We start from the raw sequence: 23,766 nt of genomic DNA on the forward strand, positions 1-23,766 counted from the left end.
AAATGACACTTTCCCCCACAGACCCACTCTCATAAGCTATATATTAAGCAGAAGAAAATTATATCACGCAGAAAACTGGGCACATAATGCGAGGGCGATCATCATGTTGGGCTGGGTATCCATAGAAAAAGATGCCGCAACGCGCGAATGTGCGTCGTGGGTAAATGCACTTTGCCAAGCAACACATCACCCCCCCACACAGGCACTACAGCACAGCGAACAGCCGGGTGTATTGATCGCCAATACCATCGACAATGAACTACTGGAAAAATTACCCCATTATGCGGAACAAGCCAGCCACCGCATGATTCTGGTTTGCTGCCAACCTCAACTCACGCTGGAACAACAACTTCACCTGATTGCCGCTGGCGTATCACACCTATTTTGCTGGCAAAACCCCAACAGCTTACTGCAAGCAGTACTAGGACAATTGCAACGCTGGGCGCAAATCGACCGTATTTTAAGTGCGCGGGCCATTCGTGAACAGATCATCGGCCAGAGTCCAACATGGCTAAACGTCTTGCGCAATACCGTTGAAATTGGGCGCTACTCCCATGCGAATGTCCTGTTATTGGGCGAACCTGGCACCGGCAAGGAATTGATTGCACGCTTATTACACACCGTCGATCAACGTGAACACAAACAAGATCTGGTGGTACTGGACTGCACCACTGTCGTACCCGAACTGGCAGGCAGTGAATTTTTTGGGCATGAAAAAGGCGCATTCACCAATGCCATCCGCACCCGTGAAGGCATGTTTGAGCAAGCGGCGGGCGGCACCTTGTTTCTGGATGAAGTAGGCGAACTCCCCGCATTTCTGCAAGCATCCTTACTGCGCGTGATTCAGGAAAAAGCCTATAAACGGGTGGGCGGCGACCGCTGGCAAACCCTCGATTTTCGACTGGTGAGTGCCACCAATCGTGATCTGGAAACAGAACAGCGCCACGGCACCTTCCGCCAAGACTTTTTCCACCGCATTGCCAGCAATATCATTCGCCTGCCACCGCTGCGAATGCGTAAAGATGATATTCCGCTGTTACTCGACAAATTCCTGCACGAAGAATTTACCGAACCACCCGCCGTCGATCCAACACTCATTTACGCCCTGCAAGCCCATGACTTTCCCGGCAACGTGCGCGAGTTGCGGCAATTAGTCAGAGCCATGTGCGGGCGCTATAACGGCTACGGCGCATTATCCACCAATGATATTCCGCGTGATTACCTACAAAAGATAGGAGCAACCTATTTCGCCGATTATGAGGCAAGTTTCCATCAACCCGTACTCAACGCTTTGCATCACGGCATGGATTTGAAAACACTCAAAGAATACGTTGCCGACATTGCCCGCACCCTGACCCTTCAGGAAGAACACGGCAATATGGCAAAAGCCGCCGAACGCTTGGGAATAACCGTGCGCTCCCTACAACAGTTCCGGGCTAAATGGACACCCTGACCTGACGCGCCCACGCAAGGGTGTTGGCAACTGCGCCACCGCTTGAGTCAACAATATCACCAAGCGCCGAATATCTTCCCGCCGATGCCCTGCCCGCAACACCACCGTCAAGGCACAAGCACCGCTATCGCTGCGGGTCACCACGGTTTCCACCTGGCGCTGACGCAGGTAACGGTAGATCGCCACACACTGCCAGTCATAGGGGAAAACCAGCTTCTGCACTGGAAAGATCCCACCTTCCCAGTGAATGCCTACGCCCTGTAACTGCGCCTGAAAATAATGGATATGCCCGACCAACGACCGGCGGCGACTTCCGCCTGTTTGTGCATTCTGCTGAAGGGCGTGCAGCGCATGTTCCACAAGCCAAGGCGACGGCGGGCTGCAATAGGTACGGGTATGCGACTGTTGCCGAAAACAGTCGACCACGGCTGCATTCCCCGACAACACCGCCACCGGCGTACCTAATGCCTTGGCAAGCGAGGTAATCAGCACCACCTGTTCCGTGGCAACACCAACCCACGGCAAAATACCACCGCCACCGCCCCCAAACGGTAATTGCCGTGACGGGTTATGCCCCAACAAGCCACAGGTTTGCGTATCGTCCAACACTAACAAACCGCGCCGACCGCTCAGCAACTTTAGGCAGGATTTAACGGCGAAAGGCTGATTACGGCGCAATGACCAACTATCTGCCACCACCATCACTAGACTTGCCGGTGACACCTGTGCCAATTGTTTTGCCAATTCAGCCATATCCCGGAACGTCTGCAACCGCTGTGGTGTAAACGCACGCTTTGCCAATAACTGGATGAAGGGGTAGGTATCCTGCGCCATGAATACCTGCACGGGCGTTTGGCGCACCAACTCAAACCAGTCCCAGAACAGATGCAAGGTGGACATACCCAGCACTGCTGCCGCTTGCCCCTGCATGGCTGCCATTTGCTTAGCCAATAAGCGTTCCTGACTTGACTCGAACAATACGGCAGGCATCCCGGTCGCTACTGGCTGCGTTACCCTGAGCGGATAAGGGCTCAGATCAAGGTAATGCGCACGATTAAAATGCAGCACAGGCGTATTCATGCAGGCTCCTCAGGGCTCAGGATGCCTCACGTTGCAATAGCCAATACGAAGGTGGTTTAGTATCCAACGCCGTTTGCGCCATCGGTTCTGTCATATCGACACCTGTCACCGCTCGGTAAGCATGTGCATAACGCTGGATGTCATCACGCCAGAAAACCGCCCACGACAATGCGACTTCGCTTTTATCTATCTGACTCCAAGAGGCAAAGCGAATAGACAGCAACAAACGCTCACCCGTCTGTGCCAAATCCACAAAATGAGTAGTTGCCGTACCTGACCAACCTTGTAACCGTTTCATACCATCGACCCGATCCATCCAACGCTCTTTTTGGGGAACCATGGTGCGTCCACCAATAAATTCACGCATTTCTGGGCGAGCTAACATCCACTGCATCATCAGCATTTCCTTACGCGCGACCCAAGGCAAATCACCGTATTGGTTATGCGCCCCTTCTGCCAAAATGAGATGCACTTCACGCAACGCATTCAGCAAAGGAAAAGCATCCGCCTTGATGGTTGTATCATCGTATGAACGGAAGAAACGATGTGCCAAATTCAACAACTGGTGGAATGCCCCCAGAAAACGCGAACGGCTATCGGCTGTTTTGATTTTTGGCACCGCTTTACCTGCCAAGGAAAAACCATAGTGATGATCGTATTCATAAGCACGGCGAATCAATGAAAGACGCGAGGGTTCATCTTGAATATAACCCCATAATAAATTACTCATTGGACGCAAGGGATCAATATCCATCCGTGCCAATGGATCAACATTACCGGCACGCACGTTTTGGAAACGGCGAGTAATTGCATTCATCGTTTGCACTAGCAAACTTTCTTCCATCCAATAAGACCAAATCAGCTCTATCATGGTAGGACAAGCAGCCCGTGCAGTAGAAATACCATAGCAAGATTCACCTTCTCTCTCTTTAGCATTGATGGAAAAACCCAAAGCCATACCGCTTTTTAAGGGCAATTCACCCAGTTTTTCCCGAATCAGTTGCATATACGGCAAAGGCAGAGGCTGAGACACATCATGTTTAATACCCAGCAAGTAATCATCTTTTAATTTTTGTGCATTTTGACGCCACTTATCCAGCAGATTGGTACTGGGATCCCCTTTATCAATAACTTCTAGCCATTTTTCAAGCATATTGCCATCTTCAATAACCCCACACTCTTCCTTAAGAAAATAGTCCGTCGCCATATTCAATGCATCATAAGCATTAGACCCTTGAAATGAAATTCCTGTCACCTCATTAGCTTGTCTATAAGCTTTTGATTCCTCTGAATTCAAACAAAAAACACCATTTAAGTATTGTCCATAAGCATCAAATGAAATAGCTCCCGTTCTCTCCTTCACAACCTCCCATAGAACACTCTCGTAACTAGGGCGCTTGCTTGCTGGTTGCAAACTAACAGGAACGGCCTCATCTCGACTACTCTTCTTAATAAAACTGGAAGCATCAATCACAACGCCTTTTGCAAGCTCCTCTATTTCATCTATATGAAAAACCTTTCCTTTAAAAAGGATAGAGCTACTTTTCCCAATAGACTGAGACTTATTGACAGATGCCTCAACAAATCCCTGATCTAGCCAAACAAGTAGAACTACTGAATCGTCATCTATATTTTCTTTTGCTTTATATGTAGCAGAAAAACAGAAGGCAACCTCCTTCTCATCCAAAGTACACTCATCCGGTTTAACATCAAGTATCTCCGAATGAAAGACACCATTAGATCTATAAGTGAAATTTAGTTTCTTTATGTTTGAAAACAATAATTCTTTCTTAAAAACACTGAAACTTATGATGCTTTGTGTAGTTCCCATCACTCACTCTCCTGCATACCACAATATGCGTTTACGATTTGCTAACGGCATCGACTTTGCCAATGCCCGAATTCTCCAGCGCCCAATGGTTAAATAAGCGCTTCAATAGTTCTGCTTCATTGGCCGCACCTAATGCGCCATCCTCACGCGCTTGCCCGAAGACCGCGAATACCTCGCCGGGTGGATGGTTGTACATAACGGGTGGATTCTGCTGCCATTGCCTGAAGCGTCGTCGCAATAGTTCTGGTTGCCGCGCCGCCAAAGGAAATAATTCCACCAAGCGTCTGCCCCCCATAGCGGTCGGTTTAAACGCCAATAAGGTACGGGCAAACTCGGGCAAACTTTTCAATAAAGCCTCAACTATTGCACGCTCAGGCGGACTCACGCTGCGAAGCGGATACATCGCCTCCCAACGCTCCCGCAGGCGTTGCCATTGCGGGTCGGGAAACAGCAGCTCACCCAAGTGGCAACTGATCTGCACCCGCATCCACGGAAACGGGTGCGGTGCATCCATACTGATACGAAACACAAATGCCCGTGGCAACATAACCACCAGCATCAACCCCGCCGTTGCTGTCACCCCTAGCTGTGCCAATGCCCAAAAGTCGGCGAGAATTTCTGAACGCCAACGTATCCAAAAGTCCCACACCTGCCCCGGCTGACGCTGCGCCTGCAAAGTCTCACCAAAATTTTTGACCAAATCCAGTTGTGCAGCGCCCTGATGCCCCACTTCATGAAACAGGGATGAAGCAATCCCACCACCCACCATGCGCTCACGTGGAACCCGCACAATACTGACAGGGTTAGCAACGCCACCCGGTAGCCTAGTTCGCGCCCGCCGAATAGCCGCACCATGCCCACGTTCCAAATAACAGATCATCGGCAATGGCTCGTAATCCCCCCCCGGCTTGCGTAAAGCATCCTGCGCAGCATAATCCAACGCCGACATCCACACGCCGTGCTCATACTCACCACGCTGGGTCAGTACATCCGCAAAGATGTCCAACTGATCCAGTACCGCATTGAAACGTAACTTCACCACGGTGAATTGGCGTTGCACCACGGTCGGCTTAGCAACCCTACCCGTCGGACTGTGCAGCCACTGGCGAAACCCTAAAATGCGTTGGCGTTGCTGGTTACATTGCTCACGCATGTGCACTTCAATCGTGTGTAAAATTTCCTGACTCGGCGATGATGCGGCCACCATCGGCATGGTTCTGGAAAACGGCAAGACCGATTCCAGACGACTCAGCAAGGCACTCGCCTCCTGATCCAGGTAAGCATTCAGAGCAGCCGACATCACACACCTCCTAAAGGCCGAACAGAATGACCTTGTTACCCTGCCGTACCCACGTACCGCGTTTACCAGATACTCCCCTCTCCATTGGTGGGAAATACTGCTGACAAGCCTTGGTGACAATCGTTTTGACCGCAGCCGGTGGCGAGCTTGGTGGTAAGCGTGCCATCTGTTTCCCGGTTGTCTGCGCTGCTTGTACCACTTTGCGGGCAACATTCAGTGCAGCCCGGTTTTTGGCAGCACTCGGCATTTCACCAAACAAACGACTGGCACTTTGATCCACCCAACCACGGGCGGCATCGGAACCTTTGTTCACTAAATCGTTCCCAATTCCCTTCCAAGCTTGTTTCAAATGCGGCTGGGCGGTTTTGTACAAAAAGCGTCCTGCTTGTTTGGCTAACGGCACTGCCCGCTTCGCGGCGCGGCGGATCAAGCCTCCCAAGAACTGCTCCATTTCCGCTTCGCTTTCCAACTCCAGCATCTCGCTTGCTAGCGCGTCTTCTGGGTCCAGATCAGCCTCAGCTTCAAACTCGTCAGCGGTTTCAAACTCGAATTCATCTTGGGTTTCCCATTCATTCTCTGCACCCCATTCTGATTCGCCGTCATTTTCCCATTCGCTTTGCACCCCACGTAACAGGGTTCCATCAATATCGTGCATGACATCTCTCCTTTTGCCTGAATTGTTTAAACACCCAATAAAATGATGCGATTACCACTTCTGACCCAACGCCCGGAGCTGGCACGTCCACTGCGTGATGGCTGGCGATTTTGCAGCAAACCCGGCGCGTGCAGGCGGGCAGCATTCTGAATAGCACGATTCACCACCACATCCGGGGTTCCACGCTTGTTATTGCGGGCAGCAGCAGTCGTGGTAGCCCCTGCTAAACGCACAAACCGACGCGCCACTTCAAACTCCATGTCTTCTGGACTCATGCCCTCCATCTCCAGCTCAAACAGGGAACTGGCAACCGAACCCAATTTGCCGCCAATCACCCCGCCCACTCCCGGCACAACAAAATTACCCAAAGCCGCACCCGCTACTGGCAATGCTTTTTTAGCCAACCCTTTCAGAAAACCGCCGACCGCTTTACCGGCTGGGGAACGCACAAAACTGCCGACACCCTTAGCCGCTTTCTTAATCAATTTACCGAGGAATTCCTCTAACTCCTCATCCGAACCCACTTCCAATAACTCAGCCGCCAACTCCATTTCCTGCTGCTCACTAAACGGGCGTGACAGACTAGGTTCCTCGAATTCATTCTCGAACTCGTCTTCAAATTCAAAATTTTCGAACTCTGCTGTGTACATGATGTTTTCTCCCTAACGAAATACGTTTCCAATCACATTAGAGATATTGCAACTGACGTGCCAATCCTACTTTTTGTTAATTATCAGTTGACTAGGAAAAAACAGCCTATTAGGCGGGCGAAAAGAAGTTCGCTCGGCAAGGTATATCTTGCCGAGAGAGCGAACTGTTTTTCGTCAAATGTAGAGAGAGAAAAGAGAGTAGTGAGAAGGGGAGTTACTGAATAAGGGGATTAATCTTCTGCCATCGCCGTGTCGTATGCCTCGCTGGCTTCCATCCATGCCGCTTCAGCAGTGGCAATTTTTGCCTCCAATGCCAGTTGATCCAGCAGCAACTGTTTTAACACCTGCTTATTAGCCTCGGTGTGCATGTCCGGGTCAGCCAGTTTTACCTCTAGATCGGTTTTGCGCTGCGCCAGTTTTTCCAGCTCTTTTTCCAGCTTGTCGGCTTTTTGCTTAAGTGGCTGGAAGCGTTTGCGCTTTTCGGCCGATTCACGGCGCTGGTCTTTACGTCCTGCCGCGCTGTGAGAGGCCGCCGGAGCAGGCATCTCACCCTGCCCTGCGGCTTGTTCTTCCTCACGAAAACGTTTTTGTAGCCACACGGAATAATCGTCGAGGTCGCCGTCAAACTCTTGCGCCTTGCCGCCTTCCACCAGCAGCAGCTTGTCTGTGACCATTTTCAGCATGTGGCGGTCATGCGAGACGATGACCATGGCGCCGACGTAATCCTGCAAGGCCATGCTCAAAGCAAGGCGCATATCGAGGTCAAGGTGGTTGGTGGGTTCGTCGAGCAGCAGCAGATTGGGCTTCTGGTAAATCAGCAAGGCCAGTGCCAGACGGGCTTTTTCACCACCGGAAAATGGCTCAATCGCTTCATCCACCCGTGCGCCCTGAAAGGCGAAGCCGCCGAGGTAGTTACGTAAATCTTGCTCGCGGGCTTGCTTGTCGAGTTCGCGTAAATGTTGCAGCGGCGACTGGTCGATTTTCAGTTGTTCGAGCTGGTGCTGGGCGAAGTAGCCGATTTTGATGTCCGCCGCCTGCCAGCTTTCGCCGCCTTGGGCGGGCAACAGGCCAGCCATGAATTTAATCAGGGTGGATTTACCCGCGCCATTGGGGCCGATCAGGCCGATGCGATCCCCCGGCATGATTTGCAGTTCGATGCCTGCCACGATGATCTTTTCGCCGTAACCGATGCTGACTTTATCGACGTGTAGCAGACGGTCGGGCAGCTTGTGCGGCGTCTTAAAACTGAAGGTGAACGGGGAATCGACGTGGGCGGGGCCGATGGTTTCCATACGCTCCAAGGCTTTCAAACGGCTTTGCGCTTGGCGTGCCTTGGTGGCTTGGGCGCGGAAACGGTCGACATAGCTTTGGATGTGCGCCCGTTCGAGTTGCTGCTTCACATAAGCCGATTGCTGTTGCGCCAGCCGTTCCGAACGGGTGATCTCGAAGGTCGAATAGTCGCCGGTGTACAGCGTCATACGGCCTTGTTCGATGTGCGCAATCTGGGTGCAAATCGCATCGAGAAATTCGCGGTCATGCGAAATCAGCAGCAGCGTGCCGCGATAAGCTTTCAGCCAGTCTTGCAGCCAAATGACCGCATCGAGGTCAAGGTGGTTGGTGGGTTCGTCAAGCAACAACAGGTCGGAACGGCACATCAGCGCTTGCACCAGATTCAGACGCATCCGCCAACCGCCGGAAAAGCTGGAAACCGGGTTGCGGATGTCTTCCGGCTTGAAACCCAGCCCGTGCAGCAAGGTGGCGGCGCGGCTTTCGGTGGTGTAACCGTCAATGGCATCCAGCTTGGCGTATAAATCGCCTAGATGCATCCCATCGGCGTGTTCCAGTTGCGCTTTCAGGCTGACGTATTCGGCATCGCCTTCCAGCGCATAATCCAGCGCCGTGGCTTCGGTGGCCGGGGTTTCCTGTTTCACATGCGCAATCACCCAACCGGCGGGGATGCTGAAATTGCCCACATCCGGTGACAGATCGCCCCGAATCAGTGAAAACAGGCTGGATTTGCCCGTGCCATTCGCGCCGGTCAAACCGACCCGCTGGCCGGGGTGAATGTTTAATGTTGCGCCGCCGAGCAATTCCTTGCTACCGCGCCGTAAGCCGAGATTGGAGAAAACTAACATGGACTAATGGGACTCCGTACCAGCGGGGGTTTCTTCAAAGCGCGTGAGTATAACGCAAAATGGAAACCAACGAAGAGGGCGTACACTGTACGCTCTCTCTGGCAATATGCCCTCTCTGGAAAATTCGCGCTACTCTCAAGAATAACTAGGGCGGCACGCCCCCGGAATCCGTCCAAACCCAACCAACCGATTGGCCCAGTAGCCTTTCAATTGATCAGTAGCAATAGCTCTCCCGGTGCGCGGCGCATGAACGAACTTATTGTTTCCCAAATAAATCCCCACATGGCTAATCCGCTTGCCACTGGTATTGAAAAACACCAGATCTCCCTTCTGGCTTTGTTCTTTAGACACTTTCACGGCTGCTGCGTATTGCTGAGCGGCGGTACGTGGAATCGATACCTGCGCTCCATTCCTGAACGCATATTGCGTCAAACCACTGCAATCGAATCCGGTGACGGGGCTAGTCCCACCCCAGCGGTACATTTTGCCCTGCTGTTTTTGCGCATTCCAAACAACTTTATCGAGCAATGTCACGGACGGTGAAGCTGACTTTGACGCTACTACCGCTATCGGCGTAACCTCTGCCGCTACACTCAACGGCTTGGAGGATTCATTCACCGCACTACAACCCACCACCACAAGAGCCAAAGACACCACAACAGCACGCACTAAGACACCAGACATAACCAATACTCCCTCAACCAATCAACAAGAAACCACACACTATTCATCGCACACACAAATGCTAAAACAGCGAAGGAAACCTCAGGAAAACCTGATGTCACCCCTAACATTCTTATTAACTATCCCTTGACTGCTCTAGAAAAAGTCTAGATCAACACCTGAATCTTTGCTGAACAAAATCACGAAAAAAGCAATAAACTTTGCACTTGTCCAGCGGTAGTCTCACGATGCACTTGCAGGTTGAAGCGGGAGAAGTCCGTAACCGCCTCTGTTTCTTGTTCCAGATAGATCATGCCGCCGGGTTTTAGCAGCGTTTTGGCAAACAACACATCAAGAACAGGTTCCAGCAAATTTTTGCGGAAGGGAGGATCGAGGAAAATCAGGTCAAATGCTTCGGCTTCGCTCAGCAACCGGAGGTAACGGAAGGCATCATCATTCACTAGCACCGCGTGCTGTGCTCCCAACAAAGCAATATTGTCGCGCAAGGCTTTCGCAGCGGCGGGGTGTTTTTCCACCATCACCACCTCACTCGCGCCACGTGATAAGGCTTCCAACCCCAACGCGCCGCTGCCTGCAAACAAGTCCAGGCAACGCGCCCCTGGCACTTGCTGTTGCAGCCAGTTAAACAGGGTTTCACGTACCCGGTCTGGCGTCGGGCGCAAACCGGGTACATCAGCGAAACGTAGCTTGCGGCTGCGCCATTCGCCGCCAATAATGCGCAGCAGGTTATTTTTCATCACCACCCACGATCACCGTTACCATTTTGTCTGGCTGTACCCGGCGCGTAAACGCATCAGCAATCTGCTCGCGGGTCAATGCATTGATTTTGCCGGTGAATGTATCCAAATAATCCAACGGTAATTTGTAAAAGCCAATCACGCCAACGTATTCCACAATCTGGCTGTTATTCGCGGTACGCAGCGGGAAACCGCCAGTAATATCCTTTTTGGAAGCCTCCAGCTCCTCATCGGTCGGGCCTTCTTTCTGGAACTTGCCCAGCACATCACGCACCACTTTCAGCGCCTCATCGGTTTGCTCCAGCTTGGTTTGCAAGCCGATTTCAAACGCCCCCAGTTGTGCCATCGGTGCAAAATAACTGTAGACGCTGTAGCTCAAACCCCGGTCATTACGCACTTCCTTCATCAAGCGCGAGGTGAAACCGCTGCCACCCAATACCTGATTGCCCATGTACAGAGTGAAATAATCGTTATCCCCGCGTTTGTTACCAATCTGCCCCACCAAAATATGCGACTGCGCAGAAGGGTAAGGAATCTTCACGGTTTTGGCTTCCGTCAAAGGCTTTACTTCAGGAACAGACGCAGCCGCCTCACCCGCTGGCAACACTGCCGACACCTGTTCCGCCAAAGCTTCTGCCTGCTTACGGTCAACCGCCCCCACGATGGCCAGCAAGCCGTTTTTAGCGACATAATACTGTTGGTAAAACGCTTTCAGGTCGTCGACTTTCAGCGCCTGAATGCTCTCTTCGGTACCATTTTCTGACTGCCCGTAAGGGTGATCACCATACAAGGCTTTGTAGAAGGCTTTGCTACCCAAACTTGCCGGGTCTTGCTTTTCCGCCTGCAAACCGACCAACGTCAGCTTTTGCACCCGCTCGAAGTCTTTTTGTGGAAAATCGGGCTTAGACAAAACCTTCAGCCACAGATCAACGGCCGCCTTCTGCTCTTTTGCCAACGTGATGGTGCGCAAGCCCACCGCCCCCATATCCTTGGAAGTGCTGGATGAGAACACCGCACCAATGGATTCAAACTGCTCGGTAAGCTGGTCTTCACTCAAACCAGCAGCGCCTTTGTTCAACATGTCGTTCGCCAGCATTGCCAAGCCCGACTTTGTGCCATCACGCGCACTGCCCGCGTCAAACACCAACCGTAAATCCATCATCGGCAATTCAGGTGCGGGAACGTAATACACCCGCAAACCATTGGCCGTTGTCCAGTTCTCGATTTGGGGAGCTGCGTGTGCGAAGGGTGCAAACACCACCCATAACAGCAGTGGTGTTAACAATATCTTTTTTAACATGGTGTTTACCTCACGAAACTCGGCGCGTTTTTCGGCTTATTCGGGTCAATGGGTTGGGGGTCAAGTTCCGCAATTGTCAGCGTATCTTCAATCAGGTATTTCTTCGCAACCGCCTGAATCTGGTCGGGGGTAATCGCCAAAATATTATCAACGTATTCATCGGCGAGCTGGTAACCCAAGCCCACGGTTTCCAGTGAACCCAGCACATTGGCCTGATTCTGCTGAGAATCGCGTTCATAGATTTCACTGGCAATAATTTGCGCCTTGACACGCTCCAGTTCTTCCACCGACACCGGCTCGTTACGGAGTTTTTCGACTTGTTCCAGCAAGGCCGTTTTGACCGTTTCCAGCTTTTCGCCCTTGGTCGGCATTCCGCTCAGGCTGAACAAATCCGGCAAGCGCCCAGAACCGCTGTACCACGCACTGGCACTGGAGGCGATTTCCTTGCCCCGGATCAGCTCTTTGGATAAACGTGAACTGTTGCCACCGTCTAAAATACCTGCAAGCATTTCCAGTGCATACGGCTCCCATTTTTCCTTAGCATTGATCATGCCGGGGACTTTATAGCCCATCATAATATACGGCAGTTCGGCAGGTGCTTTGACCTTGATCATACGCAAGCCTTTCTGCTCGACTTCTGTCTGTGGTTTGGGCGGGGGAATATTCTCGGTAGGCTTGAGTGGGCCATAATACTTTTTCGCCAACTCGTAAACGGCGGCGGGATCAACATCACCAACCACCACCAAGGTAGCATTATTGGGCGCATACCAACGTTCGTACCATGCCCGTAGGTCTTCCACTTTCATGGCATCCAAATCTGCCATCCAGCCAATCACCGGGTTATGGTAAGGGCTGTTAAGGAAAGCAACGGCCTCAAACTGTTCGCGGGTCAGCGCAGTCGGCTTATCCTCGGTACGCCAACGGCGCTCCTCCTTCACCACTTCAACTTCTTTTTTGAACTCGGCAGACGGTAAGGTCAGATTACGCACCCGATCAGACTCCAGCTCAAACGCCACCTCCAGCCTGTCTGCGGCAATCACCTGATAATATGCGGTGTAATCTTGTCCAGTAAACGCATTATCTTCTGCGCCATTTTCGGCAATAATGCGATTAAATTCGCCCGTAGGGTACTTAGTCGTACCCTTGAACATCATGTGTTCGACCACATGCGACAGGCCAGTTTGGCCACCGTGCTCATAGCTCGCACCGACCTTGTACCACAACTGCACCACCGCAATCGGCGCACGCTTATCCTGTTTCACCAACACCTTCAAACCGTTATCCAGCTTGTATTCGTGTACCGGCACCTCCACCTTCACACGCTCAATAGCCTGCACGGGTGGCATAAAAAAACCTGCAAACACGACAGAAACCGCTAGAATTGTTTTGATATTACGGTTTTGTCCGGCAAATGGTAGTATTCTTCGCATTCTTTCACCTGACGATAGTAAAAAGCTGGGCGGTCATTGTACGATGTTTGGATTCGGAAAGAAAAAAAACCAGGAATTACCTGAAAACACCCCTGCGGTGCCTCAAGTGTCAGCCTCTGCTCCGGCGGAAGGTTTGTTTGCGCGTCTGAAACGCGGCCTATCAAAAACAGGCAGCACCCTCACTAGCGGGATGGATATGCTGGTGATGGGCAAAAAGCACATCGACCAAGATGTGCTAGAAGAGCTGGAAACCCGTTTATTGATGGCAGATGTCGGTATTGAAGCCACTCGTGACATCATGAGCGACCTCAGCAGCCGTGTTAATCGCGCAGAACTGGCTAACATGGAGGCTCTGAAACAAGCACTGTACAACAAGATGCTCGGCATACTGCGTACCACTGCCCAACCACTGGAAATTGACACCAGTCACAAACCTTTTGTGTTGCTAATGGTCGGCATTAATGGTGCGGGCAAAACCACCACTATCGGCAAATTAGCAAAAAAATTCCAGCAAGATGGCAAATCCGTCATGCTGGCCGCTGGTGATACCTTCCGCGCCGCTGCCGTGGAACAGCTTACCATCTGGGGTGAACGCAATAATATCCCAGTGATTGCCCAAGGCAGCGGTGCTGACTCGGCCTCCGTGATCTTTGATGCGGTGCAAGCGGCCAAAGCCCGCAAGATTGACGTGCTGCTGGCGGATACCGCCGGACGCTTGCACACCCAAACCAATTTGATGGATGAGCTGAAAAAAGTTAAACGTGTCATCCAAAAACTGGACGGTTCCGCACCGCATGAAATTATGCTAATTGTGGACGCCAGTATTGGCCAGAATGCTTTAGTACAAGCAAAACAATTCAACGAAGCATTAGGGCTGACGGGCATTACCGTCACCAAACTGGACGGAACTGCCAAAGGCGGTATCCTGTTCGCCATCGCCCAACAACTTAAAATCCCGGTACGCTTTATCGGCGTGGGTGAAAGCATCGATGACCTTCAGGAATTTGATGCCTATGAATTCACCAGCGCCCTGCTTGCCGGGGATAGTTAAATTACATGATTGAATTCAAGCAAGTCAGTAAAAAATACCCCACAGGGCAGCTTGCCCTTTACAATATCAACCTGACATTAGAAGCTGGTGAAATGGTATTCATCACCGGGCATTCCGGTGCGGGCAAAAGTACCTTACTGAAACTAGTTGCCATGCTCGAACGTCCCACCAAAGGTGACGTACTCATTGGTGGACGCTCCCTAAGCAAGTTGGGTAGAAGCCAAGTGCCTAACTACCGCCGCCGCATTGGTTTCATTTTTCAGGATCCACACCTCCTGTACGACCGCACCGTGTTCGATAATATCGCCCTGCCCTTACGCATTGCTGGCATGGGGCAAAATGAAACGCGGCGGCGGGTACAAGCCGCACTGGATAAAGTCGGGCTAACAGGCCGCGAAAGCACGTTCCCACTGATGCTCTCCGCCGGGGAAAAGCAACGTGTTGGCATTGCCCGCGCGATGGTTAATAAACCCACCATTATTCTAGCGGACGAACCCACCGGTAACCTTGACCCAGAACTGGCGCAAGACATCATGTTTACCTTCGCCCAGTTCAACGAACTTGGCGCAACGGTCATGATTGCTAGTCACGATCACGCCTTGGTAGAACGCATGAAGAAGCGCACCATTGTGCTCCAGAAGGTAGACTAATGGCGAATATGACGAACAAGAAAGCCGCTCCTAAACGTAACGCAGCCTCTTCTTCTAACCCCTTCAGCACCTGGTGGAATCAGCAATCGGGTGCTATTAAGTTCAGCATGGAACGCCTGTGGTTCAACCCTGTATCCACGTGGATCACCTTGGCGGCGATTGCAATTGCCTTATCTTTGCCGACTAGTTTGCACTTGCTGCTGAAAAATATGCAGACGTTGACCGCAGATAACCGGGAAATCCCCACCATTACCCTGTTTCTGAAACAATCTGTCACCGAGCAGCAGGCCAAAGACCGAGCCGAATTACTGTCTGAGCTGCCGGAAATTGACAATGTACGGGTTGTAACACGTGATGAAGCATTGGCTGATTTCCGTAAAATAACGGGCTTCGCACAAACATTAGAAACGTTGGATGAAAATCCCTTACCACATGTTTTAATTCTCACGCCGCGTTTAAGTTTACTCAGTAATTTGGATATGGATATCGACAGCTTATCCAAAAAACTTAAAACATATCCTGAAGTCGATGATTTACAAATTGACGTTGAATGGGTACAACGACTGCGCGGTATTCTAAGAATTGCCGAACGTATTGTGTTAGTCGTATCAATACTGCTGGGCATGACCGTATTATTAGTGGTTGGCAACACCATTCGCCTCGACATTGAAAACCGTAAAGAAGAAATCCGCGTCACTCAATTACTCGGTGCAACCAATGCCTATATTCGCCGCCCCTTTATCTATAATGGTATTTGGCTAGGCTTATTTGGTGGCGTGTTAAGCCTAGTCATCGTCCATATTGCCTTGTTATTTTTGATTGAGCCTGTCACAAAACTGGCCAGTCTTTACGGTAGTACCTTCATTCTCAGCGGCATTGATGTCCTCATGACGTTAAAAATACTGCTGGCCAGTAGTGTCCTTGGCATCATTGGCTCATGGATAGCTGTTGGACGTTACTTGTGGCAGGATGATAGCATCATTAGATGAAAACACTCATTTAATGGCGAATTATCAAACAGATAAGAATCATTAAAGCAGATTGATTTTTATGCTACCCTGTATTAGATTACCTGTTTTCGAGTGCCAGGGGCTTTCAGCATGTTAAATACTTCTAAAGCGTTGATGGTAACAGCACCACCACGCCCTTTTTCTAATGTCCACCAATTTGATTGGCTTAAACAAAGTCGGATAGGTTGTCCTGCTTGCCGCAGCGCCTATGTTCTAGCAATACACCGAACTTGGTATGAAAAATTACTCACTCGCCAACACAAATTTTGGTGTCAGGATTGTGGCGAGAAATTCTGGAAAAAAGATTAATGCCTTAATATTCTTGTCGTAAATGATCAGCAGATCATTTACGACAAATTTCAACGTCTTTTTCATTAAAAAAACGCAATGTCATTTTTATAGAAAACAGAGAAAAAGACGCGTAGAGTGTAACTTCATTATGACAATCATAATTATACCCTTACAAGCATAACTAAGCCCACACCAACCTTTATGGAGGAATGCACAGTTATGAACTCGGCTAAAACCCCAAGTAAACCAACACAACTCCCCGAAATGCCCTCAATGCGGCAGCACCTTTATCTTACGTGCCAGACGCACTTGGTATAACAAGTTATTCTCACCCCAGAAACTACGTTTTCGTTGCCATGATTGTGGACACTACACATGGAATATAGAAGAGAAAACTCCGCTCAATTGAACAGCAAGCGTGGCACGGCTGACAACAATTTCTGCGTGTAATCTTCTTGCGGATTACCACACACCTCAGCGGTAGCCCCTCGTTCCACGATTTTGCCTTTGTACATCACCATCGTTTGGTCGCTGAGGTATTCCACCACTCCGATATTGTGCGTGATAAATAATAGCGTCAGGTTGTGTTCGTCACGAATTTTCAGCAGTAATTGCAAGATTTCGGCCTGTACCGACACATCCAGCGCACTGGTGATTTCATCGCAAACGATGAATTCAGGGTTCAAAACCAAAGCGCGTGCCAAACCAATACGCTGGCGTTGCCCACCGGAAAATTCGTGCGGGTAACGCCACAGCGCATCCCGTGGAAGCTGCATATCGTCCAGAATCTGCGCAGCACGTTCGATGCGCTCCTCCTGATTTACGCCAATACCGTGTGCCTTGAGCGGCTCGGTCAGAGTGGTTTCCACCAGCAAACGCGGGTTAAGCGACGATTGCGGGTCCTGAAAAGCAATCTGCATTTTCGGGCGCAACGGGCGCAATTCCCGCGCCGACAAGCCGGTCAGCTCCTGCCCGTGCAACTGAATACTGCCAGACGTTGGCTTTTCCAGTTGCAAAACAGCTCGCCCCAGCGTGGTCTTGCCACAACCGGACTCCCCCACCAATGCCACGATCTGGCCTTTGGGAATATCCAGCGACACATCATCCACCGCCCTCACATGATCGACCGTGCGGCGGAGCAGACCTTTTTTGATGGGAAACCAAACGTTGAGATTACGAATAGAAAGGAGAGCAGGCGAAGAAACCCCTCCTAACCTCCCCTTATCAGGGGAGGAATAAGAACTCGTACCATCACCTCTTGCTCCCTTCCCTGATAAGGGGAGGGCTGGGGAGGGGTTTCTCCCTCCGGGATTTCTCACCAAATTCTCCGGCACTGCCGCCAGCAATTGCTGCGTATAAGCATGTTGTGGATGCCGCAACACCTGCGCGGTACTGCCCACCTCCACCAGCTTACCCTGCTGCATCACCCCAACCTGTTGCGCCATTTGCGCCACTACCCCAAAATCGTGGGTAATGAACAGCGTGCTCATGCCAGTATCGTCCTGCAATTGACGCAGCAAACGCAAGATTTCTGCCTGTACCGTCACATCCAGCGCCGTGGTTGGCTCGTCAGCAATCAGCAAGTCCGGCTCACAAGCCAGCGCCATCGCAATCATTACCCGCTGCCGTTGCCCACCCGATAACTGGTGTGGATAATCGCGAAAACGTTCCCGTGCCTTAGGGATTTGCACCTGTTCCAACGCCAATAATGCCCGTTCCAGCGCCTCTTCATCGCTCATGGTCGGGTGGTGCAATTGCAGGGCTTCGGTAATCTGTTCCCCCACCGAAAATACCGGATTCAGCGAGGTCATCGGTTCCTGAAAGATCATCGCTATTTGCGAACCACGAATGCCGCGCAACGCATCTTCCGGCAGTTTGAGTATATCTTGCCCGTTAAACAGGATTTCACCGCCCGGATGCGAGGCAATGCCCTGCGGCAATAAGCGGATCACGGATAGCGCCGAAATCGACTTGCCACTGCCCGATTCGCCCACCAGACAAAAGGTTTCACCCTTGGGAATACTGAAACTGACATCATCGACCGCTTTCACGGTACGCCCGCCACTGTTCAAGTAAGTGCGCAGGTTCCTGACTTCCAGCAATGGCTGACTCATGAGCCTACCCCCGCATTGCGTGACAGTTTCGGGTCAATCGCATCCCGGAAGGCTTCGCCGATCAGGTTGTAGGCAAACACCGTGAAGAAAATCGCACCGCCGGGAAATGCCGCCATCCACCAGTTGAAGGTGGAGGATTTCACCGCCTGATCCAGCATTTGCCCCCACGACGGCTCACCCACCAGACCGAGGCCGAGGAAACTCAGCGTCGCTTCCGCCAAAATCGCCGAAGCTACCCCGAAACTGGCCGCCACCAGCAAGGGCGCAACCCCGTTCGGCAGCATGTGACGGAACAGAATCGACGACAACGGCAAACCGCTCGCCACCGCCGCCTGCACAAACTCTTGCTTGCGCAACTTAAGGAATTCCGCCCGGATATACCGCGCATACCCCGACCAACTGGTGACACCGATAATGATCATCATCATGTACAAACTGCGACCGAAAAACGCCACGAAGGTCAGCAGCAAAAACAGCGTCGGGATCGCCTCGAAAATTTCCACCAAGCGCATTCCGATCATATCCACCACACCGGAAAAATACCCCATCAGCCCGCCCAGCACTACGCCGATCACCATGGAAATACTGGTCGCAATCAACCCAATGCTCAGCGCAATACGCGAAGCATGAATCATGCGGCTAAACACATCCGCACCATTTTCCTCCGTACCCATCAGGTGAAAGCGCCCATCCGTAGCCTTGAGCGGCTGCTCCAGCCCGTGTTCCGGGTAATCACGCAGGTAATCGGTCGGCGCATACGGCACGGGTGGCATCATGCGCCAATCCGCCTCGGTATACACCGGGGTGCGGAAGTCATCATAAATTTTCACCGCCGGTGGCTTCACCAGCAGATTCGCCAAGACGGCAGCAACGAGCGTTCCTGCCAGAAACAGCAACACCCGTTTACCCCCACTCAAGCGCAGCCATGCTAGCACCACAACCAGGGCAAACACCGCCAATACGAACACATCTTCGACCGTCAGGTATTCCAACACAGGCGCAGAAATGTGCCCGCCCTTACTCATCAGTAATGGCATCGAATTAGCTAAAAACGGCGCGAACACTCCCATGAAGACCAGCAGCCCCACCCACGCGAAGCCAAGTTTCACCCCAATACGCGGCCAAATGGCTCGCCAGACACGCCGGAAAAACGTTTCGCGGCTGACTGTGTGTGCCGTCATATCAGTCATACGTCACCCTTGGGTCTACCAGCGTGTAACAGAAATCCGCAATCAGATAACCAATCAGAGTCAAAAAACCGCTGATCCAGGTAATCGACAGCACTAGCTCACGGTCACGGCCTTTCACCGCCTCCACTGCCAATTGCCCCATACCATTGATACTAAAAATATTTTCCACAATCAGCGAACCTGCCAACAAGCTGGGTAGCAATCCAGCAGACACGGTAATCAGTGGCAACAAGCTGTTACGGAACACGTGTTTCCACAACACATCCTCTTCCGCCAAGCCTTTGGCACGGGCAGTACGCGCATAATCGGCTTGCAGGTTTTCCAGCACCGAAGTACGCGTCAACTTCGCCAAGCCCGCAAACCCAGCGTAAGACAGGCAAATCACCGGCAATACCAAATGCCACACCCGGTCAAGCAAGTAGCCGGGAACCCATGCCCCCGCCAGCATATGTGGCAGGAAGGGCATATCCTGCGCCTCGCGGCTGCTAATCCCCGCCGTCGGAAACCATTGCCAATACTGGGTATTCGCGAAAAAACCCAGCAGCAACACCCCCGCCAACATGGTCGGAATCGACCACAGCGCCAGCATCGACACACTCGAAATCGTATCGAAACGCCCACCCCTATCCGTCGCCGCTTTCACACCGACCACAATCGCAATCACGTAAATCAGTGGCAAGGTAACCAGATTAAGTAATAAAGTGATGGGAATGCGTTCGGCAAGGATTTCGCTGACAGGCCGCCCATACATCAGGCTATCGCCCAAATCCATGCCCTTGGTGAAGGAAAAGCCGGTGTATTTCCCCGCCTTATCCTGCGTAAGGCCGACGGGGGAAACGTTGTTGAGCCAGCGTAAATATTGGAGTGGCGCGGGTTGATCGAGGCCGTAGCGCTTGTTGTAATAAGCCGTCAGCGCCTGCTTTTCGGCGGGTTTCATGTTCGCGCCACCGACCAACGATTGCGCCGTCAAGCCACCGGGAGCCAATGCCATGACAGTGAACACGACAATAGTAATCCCCAGCAAAGTGGGGATCATCAACAACAGACGCCGCAGCAGGTAGGTTAACAAGTGCTTATATCCTGACTGGAAGGTGGAGAAGCCAGATTACACAAGCTCTCCACCCTCGTCCAGTTAAGGCGTATAGGCCGGGCAAACCCCATTGACCAGCGTGCGCTGATTTGTCCAATACACATTGGGTAAAGGTGAGGGGGTAGTACGCACCACAGGTGCACTACTTAAACAATTATTCGCCGCCTGCAAATAACTCAAGCCACTCAAACGCGGTAAAGCAATATTACTTAACCTGTTCTTCTCCACTGACAATTCTGCTAACGATGGCATTGGCAACGCTGCTGGCAGCGCGGGCGACAATCCTGTAAGGCTCGTAATATTGTTATTATCCAACCCCAAGGTACTCATGCTACGCAGATTCAGGAGCGGATCAATACTCGTAATCTGATTATTACGCAACATTAGGTAATTGAGATTACGGAGTTTGGGATTAGCCGCTGTACCCAATAATGCTACCAAATCATCATTATCCAATGCGGCATCATCCAGGAATAACATAATCAACGATGGTAGATTATTACTTAACATCGTTAGATCGGATAAGTCCAACGGATTTCCACTCAGATTCAAACGAATCAGGTGCGGGAAATTAGTCGCATTCAGCAAGCTGATATCACTCAACTGATTATTATTCAGTACCAGTGTATCCAAATTGGGGAAGTAAAAAGATAAAGCACTAATATCTTCAAGATTTTTACCCACACAATCCAGACGCGTTAATGCCTGCAATTCTGCATCACTCGGAATACTGCCCGTAAAACAACTCCCCAATAACGGATCAATCACACGAATCTGTACTGTTACCACCTGTGATTTTTCACCATTACTGTCCGTGGCCGAGAAAGTAAAGTAACCACCACTTCCCAAGTACGTGCTATTGGGCACAAAACGTACTTCATTCGGTGTCACTATGCCAACCGTTGCCACCGCACCATTAGCCTTTTTCAATACACCACCCACAACGGCTATGCTTTCCAAGCGATAGGTCAAGGCATCATCATTCGGATCCAGTGCATCTAATTGAATGGTCGTTGCCGTTCCCTTATAGATTTCGGAAGTCTTTCCATAAGCCACGGGTGCCGAGCCACCACAACGCGCGGGTTTGAATTGCCACGGTATTCCATACGCTTTAATACGGGTTGGGAATGTCACACTAGCCACGCAGTTGTCCTCTAACAACATACTGTAACTATTACTCATGGTGCTGAGTGGCATCACGTCATCATCTAATAAAAGATTACCTTCCAAACGCAATAGGCCATTCAACGCTGACATATTAGGAACCCCAGCCGCGCTCACCAGCTGGTTATGTTCCAAATCCAACGTTTTCAACATAGTCATGCCAGAAAGCGCATTAACATTCTCAAGGTTGTTGTATTCCAACCCTAAACGCGTCAGGTTAGTGAGATTACTCAACGGTGAAGCACTGGTAATCTGGTTGAATCCCAGCTCCAACGTTTGCAGATTGCTCAAACCCGACAATGGCATTGCATCAGCCAACGCATTGCCCCGTAAGAATAAGTACTGCAATGTTGTTAGGCCACCGAGTTCGCTGACGCTGGCCAAGTTATTAGCATCTAGAACCAATACCTGAAGCGCGGACAGACTCGATAAAGCACCTACTGAACTGATCTGGTTGTAACCCAACCCCAGATGGGTCAAGTTAGTCAAGCCAGAGAGAGCGGCGCTACTGCTAATTTGATTGTCATCCAAATACAATTTAGTCAGCGTGGTCTTACCTGCCAGAGGGCTTATCACGCTCAACTTATTGGCATCCAGATACAGTTCTTGCAAGCTATTCATGCCTAAAAGTGCTGATATATCACTGATTTCGTTAAAGCCAAGGTTCAAATATTGCAACTGTTTCATACCTGCAAGACTACTGATACTAGCAATATCATTAAATTGCAGATTCAACTGAGTCAACTTGGTAAGACTAGCAAGAGCGCTAATATCCACTAATTTGGTGTGAGACAAATCGACAGTTCGCAGATTAGGCAATTGCGCCAGCTGTGACAGATCAGCCGTGGAAAGATCGATACCGTCACAAGTAAATGTTGTGAGAGCCAGCAATGCAGCATCACTGGGAACACTATCACCAAAACACTTACGCAGATTGATGTCAGTAAATGAAAGACCTCTCACCATAAGACTCACTGTGTCAGTAGCTATTCCCCCTTTACCATCATTCACCTCCAACGTGTAGGTTTGATCAGCGGCAACACTAGGCGTCGTAAAGGTATAGCTGGCGCTGGTTGCTTTAACCATTGTGCCTTGTAACCAGCGGTAGCTTAGTGTGTCATTATCCAAATCATTACCACTACCTAGCAGGGTGACAGAGGTATTGGTCGGAACAAAGAGATCTGATCCAGCATTAGCTGTAGGCCGATTATTGGCTGTCGACACCACCGAAATACTAATCTTCGCGGCTGGCGTGGAGGTCAAGGAAGCATCTTTCACATTGAACATAATGGCATCAGTGGTGACACCTGCTTTGGGGGTATATTCCAATGTATTGACGCCAGCCACCGTACCAAACCCTGTCGGCAATTTTACCGTTCCTAAGGCAGCAGGTGTGCTCAATAAGTATGTTAACAGATCGCCATCCACATCTGTTCCCTGAAGCGTGATCGTTGTTGTGCCAGTCGCTGCAACAAAAACACGCTGTGCTTCAGCGACGGGTCTATCATTCACGGGGGTGATGGTCAGGCTGACGGTTGCCGGGGCTGATGTTAAGTTAGTTGTGTCTTTCGCGGTAAAGGTGAAGCTATCCGTACCAACATAGTTGAGAGCGGGTTTATAGACTACTGTCGCGCCACTGAGTGAAACGATGGTGCCATGCGCTGGTGGTGTGGCGATTGCGTAGGTAAAACTGGTGCTATCCACGTCCAACGCTGTCAGCACGATGCTTTTAGCCGCTATATCTTCCGTCATGCTGACCGCTTGCGCTTGTGCCACCGGGGAATCCGCGACGGCTTGCACCACGATACTCACCGTTACCGCCGTTGATACTAAATTGGCACTGTCTTTGACGGTAAACGTAAACGAGGCATTTCCACTGAAATTGGCTTTCGGGGTGTACAGGTAAGTATTGGATTTGCCCGCAACCGCCACCAAGGTACCGTTTAACGCG

Annotated in this window: 18 protein-coding genes; 4 read left to right on the forward strand and 14 right to left on the reverse strand. The window is 51.0% G+C overall.

Annotation, left to right across the window (positions count from 1 at the left end; genetic code table 11):
- Positions 1–103 precede the first annotated feature (103 nt).
- Positions 104–1,453, forward strand: a complete 1,350-nt coding sequence (locus Q394_RS19280) for a sigma 54-interacting transcriptional regulator (RefSeq protein WP_051542887.1) — start codon at positions 104–106, stop codon at positions 1,451–1,453.
- On the opposite strand, the gene Q394_RS0105825 is transcribed toward Q394_RS19280, so the two are convergent.
- From Q394_RS0105825 to Q394_RS0105870, 10 genes are all read right to left on the reverse strand, one after another.
- Positions 1,421–2,533 (reverse strand): aminotransferase class I/II-fold pyridoxal phosphate-dependent enzyme, encoded by a 1,113-nt coding sequence (locus Q394_RS0105825; RefSeq protein WP_028488447.1) that lies wholly within the window; start codon positions 2,531–2,533, stop codon positions 1,421–1,423. The genes Q394_RS19280 and Q394_RS0105825 overlap by 33 nt on opposite strands.
- Positions 2,534–2,549: 16 nt before the next feature.
- The gene (locus Q394_RS19285) at positions 2,550–4,364 is read right to left on the reverse strand and encodes a hypothetical protein (protein WP_156946747.1); all 1,815 of its coding nucleotides are present in this window, start codon (positions 4,362–4,364) and stop codon (positions 2,550–2,552) included.
- A 31-nt stretch (positions 4,365–4,395) separates the two neighbouring features.
- Positions 4,396–5,664 carry a hypothetical protein gene (locus tag Q394_RS0105835; RefSeq protein ID WP_038140635.1) on the reverse strand — a complete coding sequence of 423 codons (1,269 nt, stop codon included), beginning with the start codon at positions 5,662–5,664 and terminating at the stop codon, positions 4,396–4,398.
- A gap of 10 nt (positions 5,665–5,674) precedes the next feature.
- A complete protein-coding gene (locus Q394_RS0105840) occupies positions 5,675–6,319 on the reverse strand; it encodes a hypothetical protein (protein WP_028488449.1) in 645 nt (214 codons plus the stop codon).
- 26 nt (positions 6,320–6,345) lie between these two features.
- A complete protein-coding gene (locus Q394_RS0105845) occupies positions 6,346–6,969 on the reverse strand; it encodes a hypothetical protein (protein WP_038140638.1) in 624 nt (207 codons plus the stop codon).
- A gap of 230 nt (positions 6,970–7,199) precedes the next feature.
- Positions 7,200–9,104, reverse strand: a complete 1,905-nt coding sequence (locus Q394_RS0105850) for an ATP-binding cassette domain-containing protein (protein ID WP_028488451.1) — start codon at positions 9,102–9,104, stop codon at positions 7,200–7,202.
- A 135-nt stretch (positions 9,105–9,239) separates the two neighbouring features.
- Entirely contained in the window at positions 9,240–9,788 is a 549-nt protein-coding gene (locus tag Q394_RS19290) for a C40 family peptidase (protein ID WP_051542894.1), read from the reverse strand.
- A gap of 179 nt (positions 9,789–9,967) precedes the next feature.
- The gene (rsmD, locus tag Q394_RS0105860; RefSeq protein ID WP_038140640.1) at positions 9,968–10,525 is read right to left on the reverse strand and encodes a 16S rRNA (guanine(966)-N(2))-methyltransferase RsmD; all 558 of its coding nucleotides are present in this window, start codon (positions 10,523–10,525) and stop codon (positions 9,968–9,970) included.
- Complete coding sequence (locus tag Q394_RS0105865) at positions 10,515–11,825, reverse strand: M16 family metallopeptidase (RefSeq protein ID WP_028488453.1); 1,311 nt, start codon at positions 11,823–11,825, stop codon at positions 10,515–10,517. The genes rsmD and Q394_RS0105865 overlap by 11 nt, the downstream gene beginning before the upstream one ends.
- Positions 11,826–11,830: 5 nt before the next feature.
- Positions 11,831–13,255 carry a M16 family metallopeptidase gene (locus tag Q394_RS0105870; protein WP_211248787.1) on the reverse strand — a complete coding sequence of 475 codons (1,425 nt, stop codon included), beginning with the start codon at positions 13,253–13,255 and terminating at the stop codon, positions 11,831–11,833.
- A 43-nt stretch (positions 13,256–13,298) separates the two neighbouring features.
- Between Q394_RS0105870 and ftsY the strand changes: the two genes are divergently transcribed.
- Genes ftsY through ftsX form a run of 3 tightly spaced genes read left to right on the forward strand, consistent with a single transcriptional unit; the run spans position 13,299 to position 15,945 of the window.
- The gene (gene ftsY / locus Q394_RS0105875; protein WP_028488455.1) at positions 13,299–14,306 is read left to right on the forward strand and encodes a signal recognition particle-docking protein FtsY; all 1,008 of its coding nucleotides are present in this window, start codon (positions 13,299–13,301) and stop codon (positions 14,304–14,306) included.
- A 5-nt stretch (positions 14,307–14,311) separates the two neighbouring features.
- Complete coding sequence (gene ftsE, locus Q394_RS22305; protein ID WP_028488456.1) at positions 14,312–14,956, forward strand: cell division ATP-binding protein FtsE; 645 nt, start codon at positions 14,312–14,314, stop codon at positions 14,954–14,956.
- Positions 14,956–15,945, forward strand: a complete 990-nt coding sequence (gene ftsX / locus Q394_RS0105885) for a permease-like cell division protein FtsX (RefSeq protein ID WP_028488457.1) — start codon at positions 14,956–14,958, stop codon at positions 15,943–15,945. The genes ftsE and ftsX overlap by 1 nt, the downstream gene beginning before the upstream one ends.
- 713 nt (positions 15,946–16,658) lie before the next feature.
- Here the strand turns inward: ftsX and Q394_RS0105895 are convergent.
- From Q394_RS0105895 to Q394_RS21330, 4 genes are all read right to left on the reverse strand, one after another.
- Positions 16,659–18,371 carry an ABC transporter ATP-binding protein gene (locus Q394_RS0105895; RefSeq protein WP_028488458.1) on the reverse strand — a complete coding sequence of 571 codons (1,713 nt, stop codon included), beginning with the start codon at positions 18,369–18,371 and terminating at the stop codon, positions 16,659–16,661.
- A complete protein-coding gene (locus tag Q394_RS0105900) occupies positions 18,368–19,552 on the reverse strand; it encodes an ABC transporter permease (protein WP_028488459.1) in 1,185 nt (394 codons plus the stop codon). The genes Q394_RS0105895 and Q394_RS0105900 overlap by 4 nt, the downstream gene beginning before the upstream one ends.
- 1 nt (position 19,553) lies before the next feature.
- The gene (locus Q394_RS0105905; RefSeq protein ID WP_028488460.1) at positions 19,554–20,630 is read right to left on the reverse strand and encodes an ABC transporter permease; all 1,077 of its coding nucleotides are present in this window, start codon (positions 20,628–20,630) and stop codon (positions 19,554–19,556) included.
- A gap of 63 nt (positions 20,631–20,693) precedes the next feature.
- A partial coding sequence (locus tag Q394_RS21330) for a leucine-rich repeat domain-containing protein (RefSeq protein ID WP_051542900.1) occupies positions 20,694–23,766 on the reverse strand: 3,073 nt, incomplete at its 5' end.

Source organism: Thiothrix lacustris DSM 21227, assembly GCF_000621325.1.
Classification (GTDB): Bacteria; Pseudomonadota; Gammaproteobacteria; order Thiotrichales; family Thiotrichaceae; genus Thiothrix; species Thiothrix lacustris.